Here is a 20,834-nt window from a genome sequence, read left to right on the forward strand (position 1 = left end):
CATCATGGCTGTAGGCGTATTCGATCTCTTCACTGTCGGCATCGGCCCCTCCAGTTCGCACACTGTGGGTCCGATGCGGGCCGCCGCCGTCTTCGCCGAGGAGCTGGTTTCGACCGGAGTCCTCGACCGGGTGGCCGGGCTGCGGGTGGACCTCTACGGTTCGCTCGCCGCCACCGGCCGCGGGCACGGCACCTTCACGGCAGTCATGCTGGGACTGGAAGGCTTCCATCCGGAGCTGATCCTTCCCGACGAGGTCGATTCGCGCCTGGCTGACATGGCGGAATCCGGCAGGCTGCAGCTCTGCTCCCAGGTCAGCGGTGCTGCCGGGGCCGCGATCGACTACAAGGTGGAGGACATGGTCCTGCACCCGTTGACCGTGCTGCCCCGGCACACCAACGGCATGAAGCTGCAAGCAAAGAACGACGCCGGGGACGTGCTCCACGAGGCAACGTTCTTCTCTGTGGGCGGCGGCTTCATTGTCCGCGAGGGCGAGGAAGACGCCGCCGCGGAGGAGCTCGAGGAGTCGAAGGAGCAGCTGCCGTACCCGTTCCGCACGGCGGCCGAGCTCCTGGACCACTGCCGCAACACGGGCCTGGGCATCAGCGACATCATGATGCTCAACGAGAAGGCCTCGCGCTCGGAGGAGGAGATCCGCTCCGGCCTGCTGCACATCTGGCAGGTTATGGAGGAGTGCAAGGATTCCGCGATCAAGCGCGAAGGCACCCTGCCCGGGGGGCTGAACGTCCGCCGTCGTGCGCCTGACTGGCATGACCGGCTGCGCAAGGAAGACAAGGACCGGGACCCCAAGTACTGGCAGGAATGGGTCAACCTGGTGGCGCTGGCCGTGAACGAGGAAAACGCGTCGGGCGGCCGCGTGGTCACGGCTCCGACCAACGGCGCCGCCGGCATCATCCCTGCCGTCATGTTCTATGCCACGCACTACGCGCCCGGCATGGACAAGGCCACCCAGCAGGATCGCGAAGACGTCGTGGTGAAGTTCCTGCTCGCCGCGGGCGCCGTCGGCGTGCTGTACAAGGAGCAGGCCTCGATCTCCGGCGCCGAAGTCGGCTGCCAGGGCGAAGTCGGCTCCGCGTCCTCGATGGCGGCGGCCGGCCTCGCGGAGGTGCTCGGCGGCTCGCCGGCGCAGGTCGAGAACGCGGCGGAGATCGCGATGGAACACAACCTGGGCCTGACCTGCGATCCGATCGGCGGACTCGTGCAGGTGCCGTGCATCGAGCGCAACGCCATCGGCGCCGCCAAGGCCGTCAATGCGGCCAAGATGGCGCTTTGGGGCGACGGCACGCACCGGGTTTCGCTGGACGAGGTCATCATCACCATGCGCGAGACCGGCAAGGACATGAGCGACAAGTACAAGGAAACCGCGATGGGCGGCCTGGCCGTCAACGTGGTGGAGTGCTGACGCCGCGCTGAAGGGGCATTGCGTCCCCTATGGTCCCGGGCGGACCGGCCTACCAGGCCTCGCCCGGGACCACGACGTCCCCGCTCGCCGTTCCGTCCGGATTGAGCATCCAGCCCACGCGCTTGGGGATCCTGGCGACGACGACGCTCTCGACCAGGTCCAGCCGCGGGATCAGCTCCCCGATGGAGCGCTCTGCGGCCATGATGTCCGCCGGGCGGCGAAGCCACATCAAGAACATGAAGTTGGTGGCCCCGGTCGTCGAGGCGCACAGGCGCAGTCCGCCCAGGCCGGCCAGCACACGCGCCGCCTCGTCGTGGTCGCCTGCCGGCAGCCGCCCGGTCCATTGGCAGACAATCGGATAGCCCGCGAGGCTGTGGGCCACCTCGCAGCGGAAGGTCATGGTCCGGCTGCTGAGGATGCGCTGCAACTGCCGCCGGGCCGTCGCCGGATGCAGCCCCGTGGCCTCGGCGATGTCCGCCGCCGTGGCCCGGCCGTTGCGGGCCAGCTGCTGGATGATGTCCCGGTAGGTGGCTGGAAGCGGCCCGTGGTTTTGCTCCGGCGGCGCGCCCAGCTCCCGCAGCCTCCGCACCTGGCCGGGGGAGAGTGCGCCCAACTGCCAGTCGGCCGCGCCGTAATGGAGCTTGGTACAGAAGGATGACTGGTAGCGGATGAGGCCGGGGATGCGGTCCAGCTGCGGATAGACGGACTCCGCCAGCCAGGTGGTGCTGGGCGTGATGACGGTGAGCATCATGTCCCGGTTGCGGTGGCACTCCTCAATGGTGAAGACATCCGGCAGCAGGGCCACGGCGGCCGCAACCTCCTGGCGGCGGGCGGGATCGCACTGCACATCATGGAACGACAGGGTCATCTGCTGCGGGTCGCCCAGCGGATGCGCGTTGATCCACGCCACTCCGGCCGAGGTGAGCCGGTCCCAGCGGGCCGCCAGCGACGTCGGATGCCGGTCCAGCACTTCGCCCAGCTGCGTCCAGGGCAGGCGCGGCCCGATCTGCAGCGCGTTGATGAGCTGCAAGTCCTCCTCGTCCAGTTCCATGGGGCTCCTGATCGTTTTTTCGATCCTTCGGGGTCTCAGTGCATATTATCAGCGATTTATCTCCGTGTGGGGCACATCACTGCAGACTATAAGTCAGTTTTCAGTACGTACCCCACGGCTTCGCACACGGAGAAGAGCATCATGACACCTCTCGCCCTACCCTTGGACGGAAGCTCCACGGACATTTTGGCGGTCGCCAACTCGCCGATCCTGTGGATCTGCGGTCTCGGCGTCTTCGCGGTGATCATCATCCAGTCGGTGATCTACATCCGCGCCGCCCGCAAGGCTGCACCCGCGGCCGGCATGACAGAGGCGGAACTCAAGACGTCCTTCCGCTCCGGCGCGATCGCCGCCATCGGCCCGTCGCTGGCCGTGGTGCTGGTGGCGGTGGCGCTGCTGGCCCTGTTCGGCACGCCGGCGGTGCTGGTCCGTATCGGCCTGATCGGATCGGCCGCCTACGAGACGGGTGCAGCCAATATCTCCGCGACCACGATGGGCGCCGCCCTGGGCGCCGACACCTACACACAGCAGGTCTTCGCCGTGGCCTTCTTCGCGATGAGCCTGGGCGGCGCGATGTGGATGCTGGCCACTTTGATCTTCACTCCGATCCTCAAGCGAGGCGGACACAAGCTAGCCAAGGTGAATCCGGCGATCATGACGGTGGTGCCCGCGGCGGCGCTGCTGGCTGCCTTCATCTCCCTGGGCACCGCGGAACTGCCCAAGAGCGCCGCCCACGTGGTGACGCTGCTGTCCGCGGCGGCCGTGATGGGACTGTGCGTCTTCCTGTCCAAAAAGCTCGCCAAGAACTGGCTGCGCGAATGGGGTCTGGGATTCGCGATCCTCGCCGGCCTGGCCGTTGCCTACTTTGCCCACGGCGCCGGCCTCGGTCCCGTCGCCTAATCCACCAGAACCGAAAAGGACTCCTCCCATGTCGACATCGCTGATCACCGAGGCCAGCACCGCCAGCCTCGACGAATTCGACCGCACCACGTCCCGCTGGGGACGCCTGACCATGATCGCCGGACTCATCATCTCGCTGGCCGGCCCGATGTACCTCGTTGTGTTCGGCAACCTGGACGTGGCAACGTCCCAGCTCTGGACGGCGTTCGCCGCCGTGGCGGGCACCTTCTTCGTCATCTGGCTGGTGGAGCCGCTGACCTATTTCCCGATCCTCGGCCCGGCCGCCATGTACCAGGCTTTCATGATCGGCAACATTTCCAACAAGCTGCTGCCCTCGGCGTTGGTCGCGCAGGCCAACATCGGCGCCAAGCCCGGAACCAAGCGCGGCGATCTTGCCGCCGTGATGGCGATCTGCGGCGCCGCGGCCGTCCACCTGACGTCCCTGCTGGTCTTCGTCGGCCTCCTGGGCACCTGGCTGATCAGCGTCATCCCCGAGGACCTCATTGCCGTGGCGCGCCTGTACGTGCTGCCCGCCGTCATGGGCGCCGTAATCGTCCAGGCCATCGTGTCCATGAAGCAGTTGCGGCCGACGCTGATCGCGTTCGGCGTCGTCCTGGTCGTCCAGTTCGTCCTCCTGCCGCTGGTGCCCGGATTGACCATGATGTCCACGGCCCTTTCCGTGATCGGCACGATCTTCATCGCGTGGTTTGCCCGCAAGCGCACCTCCGCCGTCGTAGCCTGACTGCATTACGTCCCTTCCGTAGGAGAGAACCCCTGATGACATCGCTGCCCCAGCACTTCCGACTGACCGCCGACCAGCAGGACCGCCTGCACGACCTGTACCGGCACCTCCACGCGCACCCCGAACTGTCCATGCAGGAGCACAAGACCGCGGCGCTGGTCGACGAGCGGCTCCGGGCCTGCGGGCTGGAGACCTTCGCCTGTGGCGGTACCGGCGTCGTGGGTATCCTGAGCAACGGGGAGGGGCCGACGGTCGCCTTCCGGGCGGACACCGACGGCTTGCCGATCCGGGAAGACACGGGACTGCCCTATGCCAGTACCGCCACAGGCGCCCTGGAGGACGGGACCGAGGTCCCGGTGATGCACGGCTGCGGACATGACACCCACACCGCGGCGCTGCTGACCGTGGCGGAGCTCTTCGCGGGAGCGAAAAGCCATTGGTCCGGCACGATCGTGTTCATCTTCCAGCCCGGGGAGGAGACCGCGGCCGGAGCCAAGGCCATGGTGGAGGACGGGCTGTGGTCCAAGGCGCCCAGGCCCGAGGTAATCTTCGGCCAGCACGTGATGCCCGGCCTGGCCGGGACCATCCAGTACGCCGCGGGGCACACCATGAGCCAGGCTGACTCCTGGAAGGTGACGCTGTACGGGAAGCAGTCGCACGGCTCGCAGCCGCAGGACGCCGTCGATCCCATCGTGCTTGGAGCGCACATAATCACCCGGATCCAGACGATTGTCTCCCGGGAAATCGATCCCCGGCGCGCCGCCGTCGTTACCGTGGGAACCTTCCACGGCGGGCTGAAGGAAAACATCATTCCCGCCTCGGCCGAGTTCACGCTCAACATCCGGACGTTCGACGACGACGTGCGCGGCCGGGTCCTCGCAGCGCTCCGGCGCATCATCAAGGCGGAGGCCGAGGCCTCGAACGCGCCGGAGCCGACCATCGAGGAGCTTTACACCTTCCCGCGGAACTACAACGATCCTGCTGCCACCGCCGCGGCCGTGGAGGCCCTTCGCGGAGCGCTGGGGGAAGCGAACGTGAGCGAGGTGGAGCCGCTGATGGGCTCCGAAGACTTCGGCACGCTGGCCGAAGCCATCGATGTCCCTTCCGTTTTCTGGTTCTTCGGCGGGCACTCCGAAGAGACGCTGGCCAGCGGGTCGGTGCCGGTCAACCACTCGCCGTTCTTCGGGCCTGTCATGGAGCCGACGCTCTCCACCGGAGTCGAGGCCGCCGTCGCGGCGCTCCTCTCGCGGGTCGGAGCCTGATTCCGGGCAGGGCGTTGACAGCGGGACGGCTCCCCCTAGGCTGGTAAGTAAGCTTACCAATTCCGAGGCAGATTGGAGCCGTCCCATGGCCCAGGACCAGTACACCTTCCAGGATCCCGTCACGCGCTACCCCAGCATCGAGCCGCCCGAACAGGACCAGCCGGAACCGGGGCTGGACAAGGAGTTGGTCCCGCACACGGACCGCGGCGAGGATACCTACCGCGGGACCGGCCGGCTGGAGGGGCGCAAGGCGCTGATCACGGGATCGGACTCGGGCATCGGCGCCGCGGTTGCCATCGCCTTTGCCCGCGAGGGGGCCGACGTGGCGATGTCCTACCTGCCGGAAGAGGAGGAGGATGCCAAGGTCGTCGCGGAGCTGATCGAAAAGGAAGGCCGCAAGGTGGTGCAGCTGCCGGGCGACCTGACGGATTCGGCGACCTGCCGCGACGTGGTCCAGCGCGCGGCGGACGGCCTCGGCGGGCTGGACATCCTCGTTAACAATGCGGGGCGGCAGATCGCCGTGAAGAAGCTCGAGGACCTGAGCGACGAGCAGTTCGACCGGACGTTCAAGACCAACATCTACGCGTTCTTCTGGATCACCAAGGCTGCGCTAGCGCACCTCGAGCCGGGATCCTCGATCATCAACACGACGTCGATCCAGGCATACATGCCCTCGCCCACGCTGATCGACTATGCGGCGACGAAGGGCGCGATCAACAACTTCACCAAGGGCCTGGCCCAGCAACTGGCACCGCGCGGGATCCGCGTCAATGCGGTTGCGCCGGGACCGTTCTGGACGCCGCTGCAGGTCAGCGACGGCCAGCCCAAGGAGGAACTGCCGGAGTTCGGGAAGTCGACGCCCATCGGGCGTGCCGGCCAACCGACCGAGCTGGCTCCGGCCTACGTGTTCCTCGCGTCCTCCGAGTCCAGCTACGTGATGGGGGAGACGCTCAACGTCAACGGCGGCATGCCCGCCCCGTAGCCGCAGCTGCCGGTCAGAAGCCGGCTGACTGCGGGATGTAGGCGGCCGCTTCAGTGAGGCCGAGCTGCTGGCCGAACTGGACCATGGCCAGCACGCCGCCGACCATCAGCGCGCCCAGGCCCGCGAAGGCACCCGTCATGATGCCCAGCAGCTTGCGGTCGTCAGCGGTCAGGCCCGTAAACCCCACCGTCTCCGGCATGTCGGGGGAGATCAGGTTCGGGGCCCGGTCCACCCGGCCGTCGTCCAGCAGCGCAACAACGGAGTTGGTGCGCCGGTCGAGGCGCATGCTGGTGATGGTGTTTCCGTGGCGGGCCAGCAGGATGTCGTGGCCCACACGCTGACGGGTGCGAAGCATAGGGGTCTCCCGGAAAGTGTGTAAGAAGGGGTGCCGGCCTGGATAGTGGGGGCACTTCAATTTTACGAGCCGCCAACGTCCGCCCTGCGCGAAAGAGGGGTGAATCCTACCACCCAGGCCAGTGAAGTGTGCCGCATTCCAGCCCACACCTGCGTGGCATCCCGCCCATTATTGTCCGGTCACCGGGGCGGGTCGCGCAGCGGTACTGGCCCCGTGCCTGGGAGGCTGCTGCCAGCGAACCGGCCCATGGAGCGGTGCTGCCGGCCACGTGGCTCAGGTCGCGCTGCCGGCCACCCGGCTCAGGTCGCGCTGCTGCCGTCCTTCCGGGCATTCCCGGCGGTTCCGATGCTCGGCGGGCAAGTCGGCGGCGCGGGCATCCGGGTGGGTGGCCCCGGAAGCCGGACCGGTGGTGCAGGGATACCGGCGGGCATTCGGGGCGGCCGGGCCGGGACAATGGTCCGAGGAGTGGCTGGGTCCTGGGCCGGTTCGGTCGCAGCCTTGGGAGCTGGCCGCCGGCTGGCAAGCATGGGGTCCGCGGCGGAATTGGCCAGCCGCGGAGATGCGGACGGGCGCGGCGGCACAGGCACCCGGACCAGCGCAGCGATGCGCCGCAACGTCGGCAGGCGGACAAGCGTCGGCAGGCGGACCAACGTCGGCAGGCGGACCAACGTCACGCGGGCCGGGGCCACTGTCCGGGCCAGCACCGAGACCCAGGCCCGGCCTGCCGCCCAGTCGCTCCGCCGGGGCCATTCGGCCAGCATTATGGCGCCGGCCGTGAGCCCGGCGAGAGCGGATACGGGGACGACGACGGCGCTCGCGTAGAGCACCAGGACCAGCGCCTTTGGCGATTCGGCCAAGGCATCGAGCCCGCCGGCCCCGCCCAAGAGCAGCCAGATCCAGAACACGATAACCAGAATGAGCACGGCCCGGGCACGCCGGAACCGAACCATCGACTTGGAGCCGGAGCGCTCCATCCAGCGAGTCCCCACGCGATCTTCCCCCAACAACAGGTCCCCGCCGTGGGGACACGGTTTGATCCTAGCCTCGCCGCTAGGCGAAACGCGGCAGCCGGGGCCGGGGCGCGGGTTCCTGCCGCGGCTGCCCGTGCGGGTACCCTGCATAACGGGGCAGCCGCGCTCCACGAACCAGGAGATCCTCAGCACATGACCAAGCAGCCCGCCGGCGCCCTCTTGTTTGTCCTCACCTGCGCCATGGGTGTCGGCCCGCTGCTGAACTACGGGTTGAGTGCGACGAGCCCGCTGATCATCGAGGACCTGGGCATCACCGAGGGCCAGTTCGGCCTGCTGGCGACGGCGATCTTCGCCAGCGCCGCCGTGTCCAGCATGTGGCTGGGCCGGCTCAGCGACCGGATCTCCAGCCGCGCCCAGCTGATCCTGATCTTCGGTGGCACCGCGCTGGCCTTGGTGGTCGGCGCGTTGGCCCCGCATTACTGGGTCCTGCTGGTCGCGGCCGTCCTCGCGGGCCCCGCGCAGGCAATATCGAACCCCACCACCAACCGGATCATCATCGACAACGTGGCGCCGCCGAAACGTCCGGGGTGGATCGGGGTCAAGCAGTCCGGGGTGCAGGGCAGCCAGCTCTTCTCCGGCCTGTTCTTCCCCGTGATGTCACTCTGGGTCGGGTGGCAGGGCGCCACGGGGCTCGCTGCCGTCGTCGCACTCGCCCTTCTGTTCTACGGATTGCGCCGCCTTCCGGACGAAAAGCCCATAACGACGCCGGGGCCTCCCGCCGCGCGGGCGGCACCGGCCGCGGCTCCGGGCAAAGGGTTCCCGCTCGCGGTCTGGCTCTTCGCCAGCTACGCCCTGCTGTCCGGCCTGGGAATGCAGGCGACGAACGTCTACCTGCCGCTCTTCACGGTTCGGGAACTGGGTTTCTCCCTGCTGCTGGGCGGCATCGCCGCCGGCGTCTCCGGTGTTGTCGGCGTGACGTCCCGCATCCTCTGGGGCCGACAGATGGCGAGAGGCGTGCGGGCCTCTTCGTTGCTGATCATGCTGGGACTCGGCGCAGTGCTCGGAGCCGCTGCGCTGCTGGGCGCGGGCGAGTTCGATGCTCCCGCGCTGCTCTGGCTGGGTGTGGTCCTGCACGGGGCTACGATCCTTGGCACCAATGTCGTGATCATGGCCGGTGTGATGAGGGTTGTTCCTGCCGCCCGCGTCGGCGCGGCCACCGGCGTGGTTTCGATGGGGATGTACGCCGGGTTCGCCACCGGGCCGCTGCTGACCGGCCTGCTGCTGGAATCCACGGGCAACTTCAATACCGGCTGGGTTCTCGTCGGCGCGGGCTACGCGCTCTGCGTGGTGCTCGCCCTGTTCCTGCGCCACCACGGCAACCGCTCGGGAGTGCCCCGCTGAGGCGAAACCGTTGACAAGTCCGAACCTGCTGCTAGGTTCGTTACTCAGCAGGCTTCCTAGTGGGGAAGTGCCGTTGCGGTTATTAAGGAGCATTCGAATGAACGAAGACATCCACGAGCTGCAGGACGCCACCGCGTGGGACAGCGAAGGACATAAACTTGGGCAGGTCGGCCAGGTGCACCGCGACCGCGGATCGGGCCGGATCGCCTGGATTACCGTGACACTGGGCCTGCTGGAGACCAAGCCCCGCTTCGTGCCCATGGCCGGCGCCCGCGTCGAAGGAACCGACGTCCATGTGGCGTACGACGGCGACACAATCAAGGATTCGCCAAACCTCGACATCGATGCCGAAGAGGGTCTCTCTCCCGAGCAGGAAGCGGAACTGGCCGCGTACTACCGCCTCTGAGTTCCGCCCGCCGACCGGACTGCGGGGAGGCTTGGAACCGGCCGGTCATGGAAGGTAGGCGTGCGCCGTCCAGAGATGGAAGACGGCGTAGGCGCGCAGCGGTGACCAGGCCGAGCCGTGGGCCCTGACTTCCTTGACTGACTCCAGCCCGAGGGCCCGCCGGAGCACCAGGTCGCCCTCGGGGAAGGCATTGCGGTCATGCAGGGCGCGCATGGCGAGGTAGTCGGCCGTCCACGGGCCAACGCCCGGGAGCTTTAGCAGCTCGCGCCGGACCAGGCGGTGCTCGCCTTCCGGCGAGATGTCCAGGCCCGCGGCGCAGGCTTCGGCCAGGGCATGAACGGTCCGGGCGCGGGAACCGGTCAGGCCGACCGCGGCCCGGACGGCGTCGGGTCCCGCGGCAGCAAGGCCCTCCGGCGAGGGGAAGGCGTGAAGGCCGGAGGGATGGCCGGTGCCGAAGGCGGCAACCAGTCGCCCGGCGAAGGTGCGGGCGGCGGCGAGCGACACCTGTTGGCCCAGCACCGTGCAGACCGCCCCTTCGAAGCCGTCCACGTAGCCCGGGATGCGGAGTCCCGGGCGGGCTGTCACCAGCGGGCCGACCCGCGGATCCGCTCCCAGAACCGCGGCCACCGCTGCTGGATCGAGGTCCAGATCAAGCCACCGGCGCACGGCAGCGGTGACAGCGGAGGCGGCTGCACTGTCCCGGGTCTCCAGCTCAAGGTGCGTGCCGGCCGGTCCGAGGGACACGGTGCCGAGGACGGGCCCGGCGGGCGAGGCGAACAGTCGGGTGCAGGTGCCCCCGGCGGTGTCTACCGACTCGAGCCCGGGAACGGCGTGCGCGGCGAGCGCAGCCAGCAGGGCAGGCCCGTCGAACGGGGCCGTCAGCTGGAGCCGCAGGTGCACCTAGCGGGCTTTGACGGCCAGCACCGGGCAGTCCACGGTCAGCAGGATCTGCTGGGCCGTGCTGCCCATGATCAGCTTGCCCACCGGTGAGCGCTTGCGCAGGCCGATGATCAGCAGGGAGGCGGGCAGGCTTTCGGTCAGGTCCTGGATCTCCTCCACGGCGTCCTTCCCGCGGACCAGTTGCCTGAACTCGGCATCCAGGCCCGAGTTATTCAGTTCGCGCTTGACCCAGTCAGTGTCATGGCTGTCGGCCAGGGCCGGGTCCTTGTGCGGCCCGCCTGTGCTGGCATTGACGACCAGGAGCTTCTCGTTCTGGGTGGTGGCCATCTGGATGCCCTTGGCGAGGGCGGCGCGGCCTTCCGGGCGCGGGGCGTAGGCAACGAGAATGGTCACGTCTTCTCCTTAACGGCGGAACGTTCAGCGTCACCGGGACGGCCTCTTTGCCGTGCCGGAGAAGGCCGGGTCCGTTCCCGGCGCATCTGCCACTCATTGTGGCACGCTTCACCATCGCCGGACGGCACGGCTGCTCCTTTGTGACAGGTCAGGTCCAGAGGCCCGAACTGCCGCGGCGGTGGCTGTCGACCAGATGGGTGTCGATCATGCCGATCGCCTCCATCAGGGCGAACATCGTCGTCGGCCCGACAAAGGCGAATCCGCGTTTGCGCAGGGCCTTGGACAGGGCGACGGATTCCTCGGATGTCGTCGGGACTTCGCCGATATGCCGTGGAACTGGAGTCACGGGAGGCTGGAAGGACCAGACGAAGTCGCTCAGGCCGCCGTCGGCACGCAGGGCGATGGCGGCGTTTGCGTTTGTGATGACGGCGCTGATCTTGGCCCGGTTGCGGACGATGGAGGCGTCCTGCAGCAGCCGTTCGACATCTTTCTCCGTGAAGGCCGCGACCTTGTCCACCTGGAAGTCGTGAAAGGCGGCGCGGAAGGCCGGGCGCTTGCGCAGGATGGTCGCCCAGGACAGGCCGGCCTGAAACCCCTCGAGGCTGATCCGCTCGAAGACCGCCTGCTCGCCGCGCACCGGCACGCCCCACTCCGTGTCGTAGTACTCGCGCATCAGCGGGTCGGTTGCAGCCCAGGCCGGCCGCGCAAGGCCGTCCTCACCGAGCACAACGCCGGAAACCGTCTTCTCCATGTCCTTGATTCTCCTTGATCTTGGATCTCTGGCCTGTCAGGACAGCCCTGTCACACGCATGGTCAGGTTGAGCCGGCCGCCGGTGAGCCCGCATTCCGGATCCGCGGTGCCGGGGTAAATGCGGGGCACGCCGTGGTACGCGAACCGTGCGGGGCCACCGAAGACGAAGAGGTCTCCGGACCGCAGCCGGATGTCCGTGTACGGCTGGGTCCGGGTCTCCGTGTTGCCGAACCGGAACAGGCAGTCATCTCCGACGCTGAGCGAGACGACGGGGAAGCCGGCCCGCTCGTCCTTGTCCTGGTGCATGCCCATCTTTGCCGTGTCCTCGTAGAAGTTGATCAGCGCGGTGTCGGGCTCATAGGTGCCGGGCTCATAGTCGCCCTCCTGCGGATCTCCGTAGGCATCCGCCAGGGCCCGGCGTCCCCAGTCCGCTAGCCACGGTGGAAAGCCGAGCACGTGCGCCCCGTTCACGTCCTCGGCGGTCCGGGTGTATTTATAGGGAGCCCAGTGCCAGCCCAGGCAGAGGGTCCGCACGCTCATCTCGTGGCCGCCGGGCAGCTTCGCGGCGCGGTACGGTACCGGACCCCGGCCGAACTCACGGCACGCTTCCACCAGCGCGCGTTGCTGGTCAAGGCTGAGCCAGCCGGGGATATGCACGGCGCCGGGGGACACCTCGCGCGGTTCGCCGCGTCCGGCTTCGAAGAGCGCGTTCACGCGGCGGCCTCAAGGTTGAGCAGCCAGGTCTTGGCCTGCGGGCCGCCGAGGTAGCCGCCCGCGGAGCCGTCCGAGCGCAGGACACGGTGGCAGGGGACGATGACGGGCAGCGGGTTGGTGGCGCAGGCGCTGCCGACGGCCCGCACCGCCTTCGGGTTTCCGACCGCCGCCGCCACCTGCGCATAGCTCTCGGTGCGGCCGTACGGGATCAGGGGCAGGTGCTGGTGCACGCTGAGCCGGAAGCCCCTGGACAGCCGCCGGTCCAGTGACAGGTCGAACGCGTGCCGGCGCCCCGCGAAGTATTCCTCCAGTTGGCGGGTTACCTCTGCCAGGCGCTCCGGGGCGCGCAGGATCCGCGGGCTCACGACAGCGGCCAGCGCTGCCAGGACCACGTCGTGGTCCTCGTTCGCGAAGGCGACGCGGACCAGGCCCTGCCGTGTCGCCGCCAGCAGCAGGGGGCCGAGCGGAGTGTCGACCGTTGTGTAGGCGACATCGAGCAGGTCGGACTCGAGGGCGGCGGACTCCAGCCTGCCGTGTAGTTGCTCCAGTAGTGCGGCCTCAAAAATGCTCAGCCGGTCCAGCGGTTCCGGCAACGCCGGCCCGGTCCGGTCCGCTCGGGCGGGCAGCAGGGCGGGGGTGGAGTGGGAAGTCATCGCAGGGCTCCTTCCGTGGAGTTCTCAAGCGCGCCGTAACGGGCCCGCAGCTTGGCGATGCCGTCCGACGCCGCCCGCCGGACCGCATCGGCAGAGGAACCGGTCAATGCCGCTGCCTCGGCATAGGGCAGGCCGGCGAGGTAGTGAAGTGCCACGGCCTCGCGCTGGCGCAGGGGCAGTGCCGCGACGGCCTGGCGCAGTTCGTCGTCGTTGTTTCCCGGGATGCCCAGCGTGGACGGCCGCTCCGGCAGGTGTTCCGCGGGAATCGGAGTCCTGGACCGCTTGCGGAGCAAGTCGATGGCTTTGCGCCGGGCGATTGTCACCAGCCAGGCTTCGTGGTTGGCGTCGGCGGGCAGGAGGGGGTAGGCCTTCAGGGCGGACAGGAAGGTTTCCGACCAGGCATCGTCGGCGTCCGCGCCGGGTCCGACCATGAGCCGGCAGACGCGCAGCACCATGGCGCCGTGGTCAATGACCAGCTGCTCGAACGGTTTCATCTGCACATCCTGTAGACGCTCTTCGGCGCGGTTGCGTGAGTGACTCAATCAGAAAAGTTTCGCGGCCTTGGCCTCGTCCGACTCCTCCAGCTCCAGCAGGAAGCGCTTGCGCTCCAGCCCGCCCGCATAACCGGTGAGCGACCCGTCCGCGCCGACCACCCGGTGACAGGGCACCACGATGGACAGCGGGTTCCGCCCATTCGCCCTGCCGACGGCCTGCGCCAAATGCGGATCCCCGAGCTCGGCGGCCAGCTGGCCATAGGAGCGTGTCTGTCCGTACGGGATGGCGCACAGCAGCGCCCAGACCTTCTGCTGGAAGGCATCGCCCTTCGGCGCCAGCGGAAGGGAGAACTCCCGGCGCTCGCCGGCGAAGTACTCGGTGAGCTGGGCCTTCGCCTCCTCGAAGCCCCGGTCGGTCCGCTCGCCGAACTCCGAAGGGTCCGGCAGCCGCTTGTGTGAGGGGAAATAGAGGGCCGTCAGCGCGCCGTCCTCGGCGACCATGGTCAGCTCGCCGACCGGCGTGTCCATGGTGGTGTACGTGCGGCTCATTGTCCTGATGCTCCCTGATCCATGCTCGCGGGCTTGTCCCATTCTCTCCCAGTACAACGACGCCGGCGGGCCGGTCGTGAGGCTTTGGGGGCATCGGACTTGCTTAGCACATCCTGGTTGCACATGTTGCCACCTGGCTGGGAAGCATGAGTGCCCCGTTCTTTGTGGCCGCCGGCTGCTGCATTGTCGCCGCGGGCCTGCTGATCTTCCGGCGGGCCGAGGCGCCGGCGGACCCGCAAGTCGTGCCGGCGGATGCCGCGGCAATCGGCGCGGACTGAGGCATTCCCCGGTCGGTCAGGTTCACTCGACCTAATACGCAACAAAACGTTTCCCTAATGAGGCTGAGTGTAGGCTACCCTTACTTTGTTCCCGTCACTTGAGTCAAGGAGGCCACCGTTGGCCCTTTCCCGATTGCGCGCAGCTGCTGCGGCCGCCGCCGTCCTGCTGTCCCTCACTGCCTGCTCCACCGGACCCGCGGGCGGAGCGTCGGAAGGCGGGACGGCAGCCGCATCCGACGCTGCCTTCCCCGTCACGATCGAGCATGCCTATGGCGAAACGGTCATTGACGAACAGCCCCAGCGCGTGGCGACCGTCTCCTGGGTGAACGACGACGTCTCCCTGGCCCTCGGCGTCGTTCCCGTGGGGATGCCGAAGGTGGAGTGGGGCGGCAACGAGAACGGCTCCACCCCGTGGAAGGACGCCAAGCTCGAGGAACTGGGTGCGGGCGCCGGCTCGGATAAGGCGCCGAAGCAGTACTCCGAGACGGACGGCATCGCGTTTGACGAGATCGCCGCGCTGGAGCCGGACGTCATTCTGGCCGCCTACTCGGGCCTGACCCAGGAGGACTACGACACGCTCTCCAAGATCGCGCCCGTTGTCGCGTACCCGGAGACCGCCTACGGCACGGACTGGCAGACCTCGACCGAGATGATCGGCAAGGCCTTGGGGAAGAGCGCCGAGGCCGAGGAGCTGATCGCCACAACCGAGGCCACGATCGACGAGAAGGCCGCGGAGTACCCGCAGCTGGCCGGCAAGACCTTCATCTACGGCAACCTCGACCCCGCGGCCAGCGATGCCGTGAATGTCTACACCGCCAACGACAACCGGCCGAAGTTCCTGAGCAGCATCGGCATGAAGCAGGCCGATGTGGTCACCGAGGCCACCGGCGACTCCGAGGAATTCTTCCTGCCGTGGTCCGAGGAGAAGGCCAACGAGCTGGAGTCCGACGTTTTCGTGACCTGGGTTCCGGATGCCAAAACCAAGCAGCAGGTACTGGATGACCCGCTGCTCGGCCAGATTCCCGCCGTCGAAAAGGGCGCGCTGGTGGCGGACTCCGACAACACGCTGACGCTGTCCATCTCCGCGGCGTCGCCGCTGAGCCTGCCCTGGGCTTTGGACACCTTCCTGCCGATGCTGGCCGAAGGCGCGGACGCCGCCGACAAGAGCTAGCCCGTTTTTGCGCCGAGGGCGTTCCGCGTGCCACCCGGTGGGCGGAACGCCCTTGCGGCATCAGCGGCCAGGGCCCGAGGAAACGGCCTGGCTACCCCGCCCCGACGATCAGCAGGGTGACGGCAAAAACCAGCCCGGAGGCAATGAGCGTGACCGTAGTGTAGCCGAGGATGTCGCGCATTTTGAGCCCGGCGATGGCCAGCAGCGGCAGCGCCCAGAATGGCTGGACCATGTTGGTCCATTGGTCGCCGTAGGACACCGCCATGATCGGCACGGACGGATCCACGCCGAGCCGCTCGGCCGCATCGAGCATGATCGGCGCCTGCACGGCGAACTGGCCGCCGCCGGAGGGCACGAAGAAGTTGACCAGGCCGGCCGAGAGCAGCGCCAGCACGCCGAAGGTCTGCGGCGTGGAAATGCTGACGAACAGGTCCGAGAACACCGTGATGAGGCCGGACGCGGTCATGATCCCGAGGATGCCGGCGTAGAGCGGAAACTGCAGCAGGATGTCTCCGACGTTGGAAGCGGCGTTCTTGACCAGCGCCATCAGCTCGAACGGGTTGCGGACCAGCAGGAAGATCAGCGCCAGGAAGGACCAGTTCACAATGTCCAGCGTCAGCGAGCCGCCCTGCGCGAAGTGGATCGTGAGGTAGGCGACCAGGGCCAGTCCGACGACGGCGGTCAGTATCCGGCTCGCATCCAGGCGGTCCGCCGGGGTCACCACGTCTTCGTCAATGTCGACGCCGGTGTCCCGGGCATCGATTTCGAGTTCAATGATTTTGTCGTCGCCGCGGGGAGCCACGGCGGCCAGGGCCAAGCCGACGACGATGACCGTGGCGAGCGCGGCCAGGATGTTCCAGAGGGAGAAGGTGGTCTCGCTGATCGGCACGGTGCGGCCCAGCTGCTCGGCGATGAAGGAACCGTCGGTGGCGGCGGTCAGCGGCCCGGAGCCGGAGTAGCCCATGTGCCAGACCACGAAACCCGAGAAGCCTGCGGCCACCAGCATGGGGAAGTGCAGCCGAACGCCCTTGGCCCGCAGCTGCGCCGCCACCTCCTTCGCGAGCAGCGCGCCGACCACCAGCCCGAGGCCCCAGGTGATCAGCGAAGCCACTGCCGCCACCACGAATACGAAGACGTAGGCCTGCACCGGGCCGCGCGGCAGCCCGCCGAGGAAGGCCAGCAGCCTCCGGACCGGGCGGGTGTTGGCCAGCGTGTGCCCCAGCAGCAGGACCAGCGCCATCTGGGTCATAAAGGCCAGCAGCCCGGAGAGCCCGTCGCCCCAGCCCTTCACCACCTCCACCGGACCGGCGTCGGTCAGGGCCAGCGCGAGGAAGGCGACGATCAGGGTCAGGACGATGCCGAACACGAGGGCGCTGGGGATAAAACGTTCCACCAGACTGTTGACGGGCCGCATCATGGCCGAGACCGGATTGCGGCGGCCCTGCTGGTTCACCGTGGACATGCAGAATCTCCTTCAGGTACGAGTGGTGCCGGCTGGGCCGGCGGCGCGGACGGGGACCCCAACGCCCCCACTCTAGCGATCCACATCACACTTTCCGCCACCTGCGGCGCCGGGCGTGGCAGGAACGCGGCCATCCCGGCGGACTGTCCCCGGCGGGCGCTAGGCTGAAGCCATGAGCCAAAGCCAAGCTTCCACCGAATTCAGCACCAAGGGCGCCTACGTGCATACGGGCGAGGAGTTCAACCGGGACACCCATTACATCGAGGACCGGATCCTTCGCGGCGGGGACAACCCGAACGAGGGCCGCTGGCCGGTGGAACCTGGCCGCTACCGGCTGGTCGCGGCGCGTGCCTGCCCCTGGGCCAACCGCACCATCATCGTGCGCCGGCTGCTCGGGCTCGAAGACGTCATCTCCATCGGCATGCCCGGTCCGACGCATGACGTGCGCAGTTGGACCTTCGACCTTGACGACGGCGGCAAGGACCCGGTGCTCGGCATCGAGCGTCTGCAGGAGGCGTACTTCAAGCGCTTCCCCAACTACCCGCGCGGCATCACCGTGCCGGCGATCGTTGAGGTGGCTTCGGGCGCCGTCGTCACCAACAACTACCCGCAGATCACGCTGGACTTCTCCACGGAGTGGACCGAGTATCACCGCGAGGGCGCCCCGGACCTCTACCCGGAGCATCTGCGCGAGGAGATGGCGGTAGTCAACAAGCGGGTCTTCACCGAGGTCAACAACGGCGTCTACCGGTGCGGCTTCGCAGGTTCGCAGGAAGCGTATGACAAGGCCTACGACCGGCTCTGGACCGCGATGGACTGGCTGGAGGAGCGGCTGAGCACCCGCCGCTACCTGATGGGCGACACCATCACCGAGGCCGATGTCCGCCTGTTCACCACGCTGGCCCGATTCGATCCCGTCTACCACGGCCACTTCAAGTGCAACCGGAACAAGCTCACCGAGATGCCCGCGCTCTGGGGCTACGCACGGGACCTGTTCCAGACGCCCGGCTTCGGGGACACGATCGACTTCGAGCAGATCAAGGCCCACTATTACGTGGTGCACGAGGACATCAATCCGACCCAGATCATCCCGCAGGGGCCGGCCCTGTCCAACTGGCTCAGCGACCACGGCCGGGAGAGCCTCGGCGGCAGCCCGTTCGGCGACGGAGTAGCCCCCGGGCCGGTCCGCGAGGACGAGCGGGTCGCCGCCGGCCACAACCCGCTGTATCCGGCATGAACAACGGAACAGACCGGCCGCGGATCGCGGTCAGCTACGCCCAGGACGCGCCGTCCCACTCGGCCTGGTTCTCCGAAGAGCTCGCCGGACTCGCCCGGAATGCCGTGGCGGGGCTTGAGGCAGCCGGCGCTGACGCCGTCGTTATTAATTCCGCCTCCGGCCACGTCTTCAGCGCCGTGGATTACGACGGCGTGCTCATCCTGGGCGGCGGGGACGTGGACCCGACGCGCTACGGCGGCAACACCGGGGAGCCGACGGTGCACGCCGTGGACACCACCGCGGACGAGACCGAGATCGACCTGGTCATCGGGGCGGTGGAGAACGGCCGGCCGGTGCTCGGGATCTGCCGCGGGCTGCAGCTGATCAACGTCGCGTTCGCCGGCTCGCTGATCGAGGACCTCGGGCAGGACTCCGTGCACAAGATCCACGAGGAGCGTCCGCCGATGACCGGGCATGCCGTCTCCGTCCAGCCCGATTCGCTGCTGGCGGACGCGCTCGGCGTCGGCGAGATCACCGTGCAGTCCGGGCACCACCAGGCCGTCCGCCGGCTCGGCGACCGGCTGCGCGTGGTCGCCACGGCCTCGGACGGTGTGGTCGAGGCCGTCGAACTGGCGCGTCCGGACGAGGGCTGGCTGCTGGCGGTGCAATGGCATCCCGAGGAGCCCGACTCGCCGGACGGCCAGCTTGCCGCGCTGCTGACTCCGTTTGTCGAGGCCTGCCGCTACGTCGCAGCCGTCCGCGGCTGAGCCGCCGCCTGTCCGAATCTGTTGGCCCTGTAGTGGCTGCTTTGGGCCGCCAAAACTGCCACTACAGGCCAATCGTTGAGGACCCGGCCTACGCCAGGTGCCGGTCCGCGTAGACCTGCATCGCGTCGCGCACGAACGAGGCCCCGGTTTCGCCGCCGTAGTTGGCGCCGAAGCGCGGGTCCGCTACGTACATCTCGCCGAGCCCGGTGAAGTAGCCGTAGGACACGTCCTGCCCGCCGTTGGCCGCGGCCAGCCAGTCGAACTGCCGCCGCGCCAGCTCCTGCGCCTCCGCGCTGTCCGGCGCCGCACCCGAATCCGCCGCGGCGATCCAGTCCTGCATCAGCCGCCGGTTCCGCTCCTGCCAGGCCGACCGTTCCGCCTCGGTCAGGCCGCGCCACCAGCGGTCGCCCCTGGCATACGCGTCCTTGCCCCAGCGCTCCTCGACCTCCTCCTTGTACTGCGTGTGGTCGAACCCCTTGAACATTTCCTCGGCCATGAGCTCCTCGCCCCTCTCTGTCTTCCTGATGGTGGTCCGGACGGACTCGATCTGCCGCTCGAGGCGCTCCTTTTCCTGCAGCAGCAGCTCCAGGTGCCCGCGCAGCGCCTCGGTCGTGTCCGCGCTGCCTTCAAGCACGGCGGCAATCCCGGGCAGCCCCAGCCCCAGTCCGCGCAGCAGAAGGATCCGCTGCAGCCGAAGGAGGCATCCGCCGTCGTAATAGCGGTAGCCGTTGTGCCCGATCCTGCTCGGCACCAGCAGCCCGACGTCCTGGTAGTGCCGCAGCGTCCGGCTGGTGGTGCCGGCCGCCCTGGCCACCTCCTGTATGGACCATTCTGCGGTCCGGCGTTCCGGTCCTGTTGTCATGGGTTCCACTATGGAGGTTGACGCCGCGTCAAGGTCAAGGGGGAGCTGACGACGGCGGATTGCGGCTTGGCGTGGTCGGTTTGATGCGGCGACGGTAGCGTTGGGCTCGTGCGATCCGAGCGTCCCCGAGTCCATCCCGCGCGCGAAGGCATCCGGCTGCCGGCGCCGCTGGCGTTGGGGCTGGCGCTCCTGGGCGGGTCCGGGCTGGCGGTGCAGAGCCGGGTGACCAGCGAGCTCGGCATCGTGCTGCAGGACCGGCTGGGCGCGGCGCTGGCGAGCTTTGCTACCGGGCTGATCGCGGTGCTGGCCTTCGCGCTGCTGCGGCCGGCCTCCCGGGCCAGGCTCCGCGCGGTCCCGGCGGTCCTGAAGCGCCGCGAGTATCCGCGCTGGTGGCTGGTGGCCGGAACGATCGGCGCGTTCTATATTTTCGCCCAGGCCGCCACGGTCGGTCCGATCGGACTGTCCCTGTTCACCATCGCGATCGTCACGGGCCAGATGGTCTCGAGCCTCGCCGTCGACCGGATGGGGCTGGGGCCGGGCCGAAAGATCGGCGTCAGCGGTGCCCGGGTGGCGGGGGCCGTGCTGGCCTTCGCCGCCGCGGTTGTCGCGGCGAGCGCGCATTTCGCTGCCGACGGGCGGCCCGGCGGCAACGGGCCGGACGGCGGTCCGCTGGTCCTGCTCATGCTGATCCCGCTGTTCTCCGGGCTGCTGCAGAGCGTGCAGCAGGGCATGCTCGGCCAGATCGGCACCGTGCACGGCAGCCCGGTCATCTCCACGTTCCTGAACTTCGCCGCCGGGACGGCCGTGCTGCTGGTCCTGTGGGCGGCGCAGGCCGTGCTGACGGGCCGGGCGGTGCTGGTGACCGGACCATGGTGGCTGTACATCGGCGGCCCGCTCGGGGCGCTGGTCCTGGCGAGCGCAACCATCAGCGTTGCGAGCACCGGCGTCCTGCTGACCAGTCTCACGGTGATCTGCGGCCAGCTGGTCGGTTCTGTCGTGCTGGACATCGCCTGGCCCTCGGCCGGGAGCACGGTGGGGCCGCTGACCCTCGCCGGGATTGCCCTGACGGCGGTGGCCATGCTGGTCGCCACCGGCAAGCCCGGCGCCTGGCTTCACCGCCGCAGGGACTGAGCC

The 20,834-nt window shown here is 68.5% G+C and carries 24 protein-coding genes; 12 read left to right on the plus strand and 12 right to left on the minus strand.

What is annotated here, in order from left to right:
- Positions 1-4 precede the first annotated feature (4 nt).
- Positions 5-1,420 (plus strand): L-serine ammonia-lyase, encoded by a 1,416-nt coding sequence (locus tag OC550_RS21365; RefSeq protein WP_262107969.1) that lies wholly within the window; start codon positions 5-7, stop codon positions 1,418-1,420.
- Between the two features lie 49 nt (positions 1,421-1,469).
- Here the strand turns inward: OC550_RS21365 and OC550_RS21370 are convergent, their stop codons facing one another.
- Entirely contained in the window at positions 1,470-2,471 is a 1,002-nt protein-coding gene (locus OC550_RS21370; RefSeq protein WP_262107970.1) for an Lrp/AsnC family transcriptional regulator, read from the minus strand.
- Between the two features lie 141 nt (positions 2,472-2,612).
- Here OC550_RS21370 and OC550_RS21375 point away from each other — a divergent pair, with 141 nt between their 5' ends.
- From OC550_RS21375 to OC550_RS21390, 4 genes are all read left to right on the plus strand, one after another.
- Entirely contained in the window at positions 2,613-3,371 is a 759-nt protein-coding gene (locus OC550_RS21375) for a DUF5058 family protein (RefSeq protein WP_262107971.1), read from the plus strand.
- Between the two features lie 28 nt (positions 3,372-3,399).
- A complete protein-coding gene (locus OC550_RS21380) occupies positions 3,400-4,113 on the plus strand; it encodes a hypothetical protein (RefSeq protein ID WP_262107972.1) in 714 nt (237 codons plus the stop codon).
- A gap of 35 nt (positions 4,114-4,148) precedes the next feature.
- Positions 4,149-5,375: an amidohydrolase gene (locus tag OC550_RS21385; protein ID WP_262107973.1), complete on the plus strand. Its 1,227-nt coding sequence runs from the start codon at positions 4,149-4,151 to the stop codon at positions 5,373-5,375.
- A gap of 85 nt (positions 5,376-5,460) precedes the next feature.
- On the plus strand, positions 5,461-6,357 hold the full coding sequence (locus OC550_RS21390) for an SDR family oxidoreductase (protein WP_262107974.1): 897 nt from the start codon (positions 5,461-5,463) through the stop codon (positions 6,355-6,357).
- Positions 6,358-6,370: 13 nt separating this feature from the next.
- Here OC550_RS21390 and OC550_RS21395 read toward each other — a convergent pair whose 3' ends face one another.
- Positions 6,371-6,712, minus strand: coding sequence for a hypothetical protein (locus tag OC550_RS21395; protein ID WP_262107975.1), 342 nt, complete (start codon positions 6,710-6,712; stop codon positions 6,371-6,373).
- A 299-nt stretch (positions 6,713-7,011) separates the two neighbouring features.
- A complete protein-coding gene (locus tag OC550_RS21400) occupies positions 7,012-7,701 on the minus strand; it encodes a hypothetical protein (protein ID WP_262107976.1) in 690 nt (229 codons plus the stop codon).
- Positions 7,702-7,875: 174 nt separating this feature from the next.
- On the opposite strand from OC550_RS21400, the gene OC550_RS21405 reads away from it, so the two are divergent.
- On the plus strand, positions 7,876-9,084 hold the full coding sequence (locus tag OC550_RS21405; protein WP_262107977.1) for an MFS transporter: 1,209 nt from the start codon (positions 7,876-7,878) through the stop codon (positions 9,082-9,084).
- A 97-nt stretch (positions 9,085-9,181) separates the two neighbouring features.
- Positions 9,182-9,490: a PRC-barrel domain-containing protein gene (locus OC550_RS21410; RefSeq protein ID WP_262107978.1), complete on the plus strand. Its 309-nt coding sequence runs from the start codon at positions 9,182-9,184 to the stop codon at positions 9,488-9,490.
- A 45-nt stretch (positions 9,491-9,535) separates the two neighbouring features.
- Here OC550_RS21410 and OC550_RS21415 read toward each other — a convergent pair whose 3' ends face one another.
- From OC550_RS21415 to OC550_RS21445, 7 genes are all read right to left on the minus strand, one after another.
- On the minus strand, positions 9,536-10,390 hold the full coding sequence (locus OC550_RS21415) for a DNA-3-methyladenine glycosylase (RefSeq protein ID WP_262107979.1): 855 nt from the start codon (positions 10,388-10,390) through the stop codon (positions 9,536-9,538).
- Entirely contained in the window at positions 10,391-10,783 is a 393-nt protein-coding gene (locus tag OC550_RS21420; protein WP_262107980.1) for a universal stress protein, read from the minus strand. It abuts the gene before it with no gap.
- A gap of 148 nt (positions 10,784-10,931) precedes the next feature.
- The gene (locus OC550_RS21425; protein ID WP_262107981.1) at positions 10,932-11,534 is read right to left on the minus strand and encodes a DNA-3-methyladenine glycosylase I; all 603 of its coding nucleotides are present in this window, start codon (positions 11,532-11,534) and stop codon (positions 10,932-10,934) included.
- Positions 11,535-11,570: 36 nt separating this feature from the next.
- Complete coding sequence (locus tag OC550_RS21430) at positions 11,571-12,248, minus strand: alpha-ketoglutarate-dependent dioxygenase AlkB (RefSeq protein WP_262107982.1); 678 nt, start codon at positions 12,246-12,248, stop codon at positions 11,571-11,573.
- Positions 12,245-12,901, minus strand: a complete 657-nt coding sequence (locus OC550_RS21435; protein WP_262107983.1) for a methylated-DNA--[protein]-cysteine S-methyltransferase — start codon at positions 12,899-12,901, stop codon at positions 12,245-12,247. Before OC550_RS21435 ends, OC550_RS21430 begins: the two co-directional genes overlap by 4 nt.
- The gene (locus tag OC550_RS21440; RefSeq protein WP_262107984.1) at positions 12,898-13,395 is read right to left on the minus strand and encodes an RNA polymerase sigma factor; all 498 of its coding nucleotides are present in this window, start codon (positions 13,393-13,395) and stop codon (positions 12,898-12,900) included. Before OC550_RS21440 ends, OC550_RS21435 begins: the two co-directional genes overlap by 4 nt.
- Before the next feature lie 48 nt (positions 13,396-13,443).
- Positions 13,444-13,944 carry a methylated-DNA--[protein]-cysteine S-methyltransferase gene (locus OC550_RS21445; protein WP_262107985.1) on the minus strand — a complete coding sequence of 167 codons (501 nt, stop codon included), beginning with the start codon at positions 13,942-13,944 and terminating at the stop codon, positions 13,444-13,446.
- Between the two features lie 146 nt (positions 13,945-14,090).
- Here OC550_RS21445 and OC550_RS21450 point away from each other — a divergent pair, with 146 nt between their 5' ends.
- Both OC550_RS21450 and OC550_RS21455 read left to right on the plus strand, forming a co-directional pair.
- Entirely contained in the window at positions 14,091-14,222 is a 132-nt protein-coding gene (locus OC550_RS21450; RefSeq protein ID WP_262107986.1) for a hypothetical protein, read from the plus strand.
- Positions 14,223-14,340: 118 nt separating this feature from the next.
- Positions 14,341-15,393, plus strand: a complete 1,053-nt coding sequence (locus OC550_RS21455; protein WP_262107987.1) for an iron-siderophore ABC transporter substrate-binding protein — start codon at positions 14,341-14,343, stop codon at positions 15,391-15,393.
- A 91-nt stretch (positions 15,394-15,484) separates the two neighbouring features.
- On the opposite strand, the gene OC550_RS21460 is transcribed toward OC550_RS21455, so the two are convergent.
- A complete protein-coding gene (locus tag OC550_RS21460; RefSeq protein WP_262107988.1) occupies positions 15,485-16,855 on the minus strand; it encodes a short-chain fatty acid transporter in 1,371 nt (456 codons plus the stop codon).
- 172 nt (positions 16,856-17,027) lie between these two features.
- On the opposite strand from OC550_RS21460, the gene OC550_RS21465 reads away from it, so the two are divergent.
- A complete protein-coding gene (locus OC550_RS21465; protein ID WP_262107989.1) occupies positions 17,028-18,092 on the plus strand; it encodes a glutathione S-transferase family protein in 1,065 nt (354 codons plus the stop codon).
- The gene (locus OC550_RS21470) at positions 18,089-18,838 is read left to right on the plus strand and encodes a gamma-glutamyl-gamma-aminobutyrate hydrolase family protein (RefSeq protein WP_262107990.1); all 750 of its coding nucleotides are present in this window, start codon (positions 18,089-18,091) and stop codon (positions 18,836-18,838) included. Before OC550_RS21465 ends, OC550_RS21470 begins: the two co-directional genes overlap by 4 nt.
- A gap of 88 nt (positions 18,839-18,926) precedes the next feature.
- Here OC550_RS21470 and OC550_RS21475 read toward each other — a convergent pair whose 3' ends face one another.
- Positions 18,927-19,700 carry a TipAS antibiotic-recognition domain-containing protein gene (locus OC550_RS21475; protein WP_262107991.1) on the minus strand — a complete coding sequence of 258 codons (774 nt, stop codon included), beginning with the start codon at positions 19,698-19,700 and terminating at the stop codon, positions 18,927-18,929.
- A gap of 108 nt (positions 19,701-19,808) precedes the next feature.
- Between OC550_RS21475 and OC550_RS21480 the strand changes: the two genes are divergently transcribed.
- Positions 19,809-20,831 carry a DMT family transporter gene (locus OC550_RS21480; protein WP_262107992.1) on the plus strand — a complete coding sequence of 341 codons (1,023 nt, stop codon included), beginning with the start codon at positions 19,809-19,811 and terminating at the stop codon, positions 20,829-20,831.
- The last annotated feature ends 3 nt before the right edge of the window (positions 20,832-20,834 follow it).

It is taken from the genome of Arthrobacter sp. Marseille-P9274, from assembly GCF_946892675.1.
Lineage (GTDB): Bacteria > Actinomycetota > Actinomycetes > Actinomycetales > Micrococcaceae > Crystallibacter.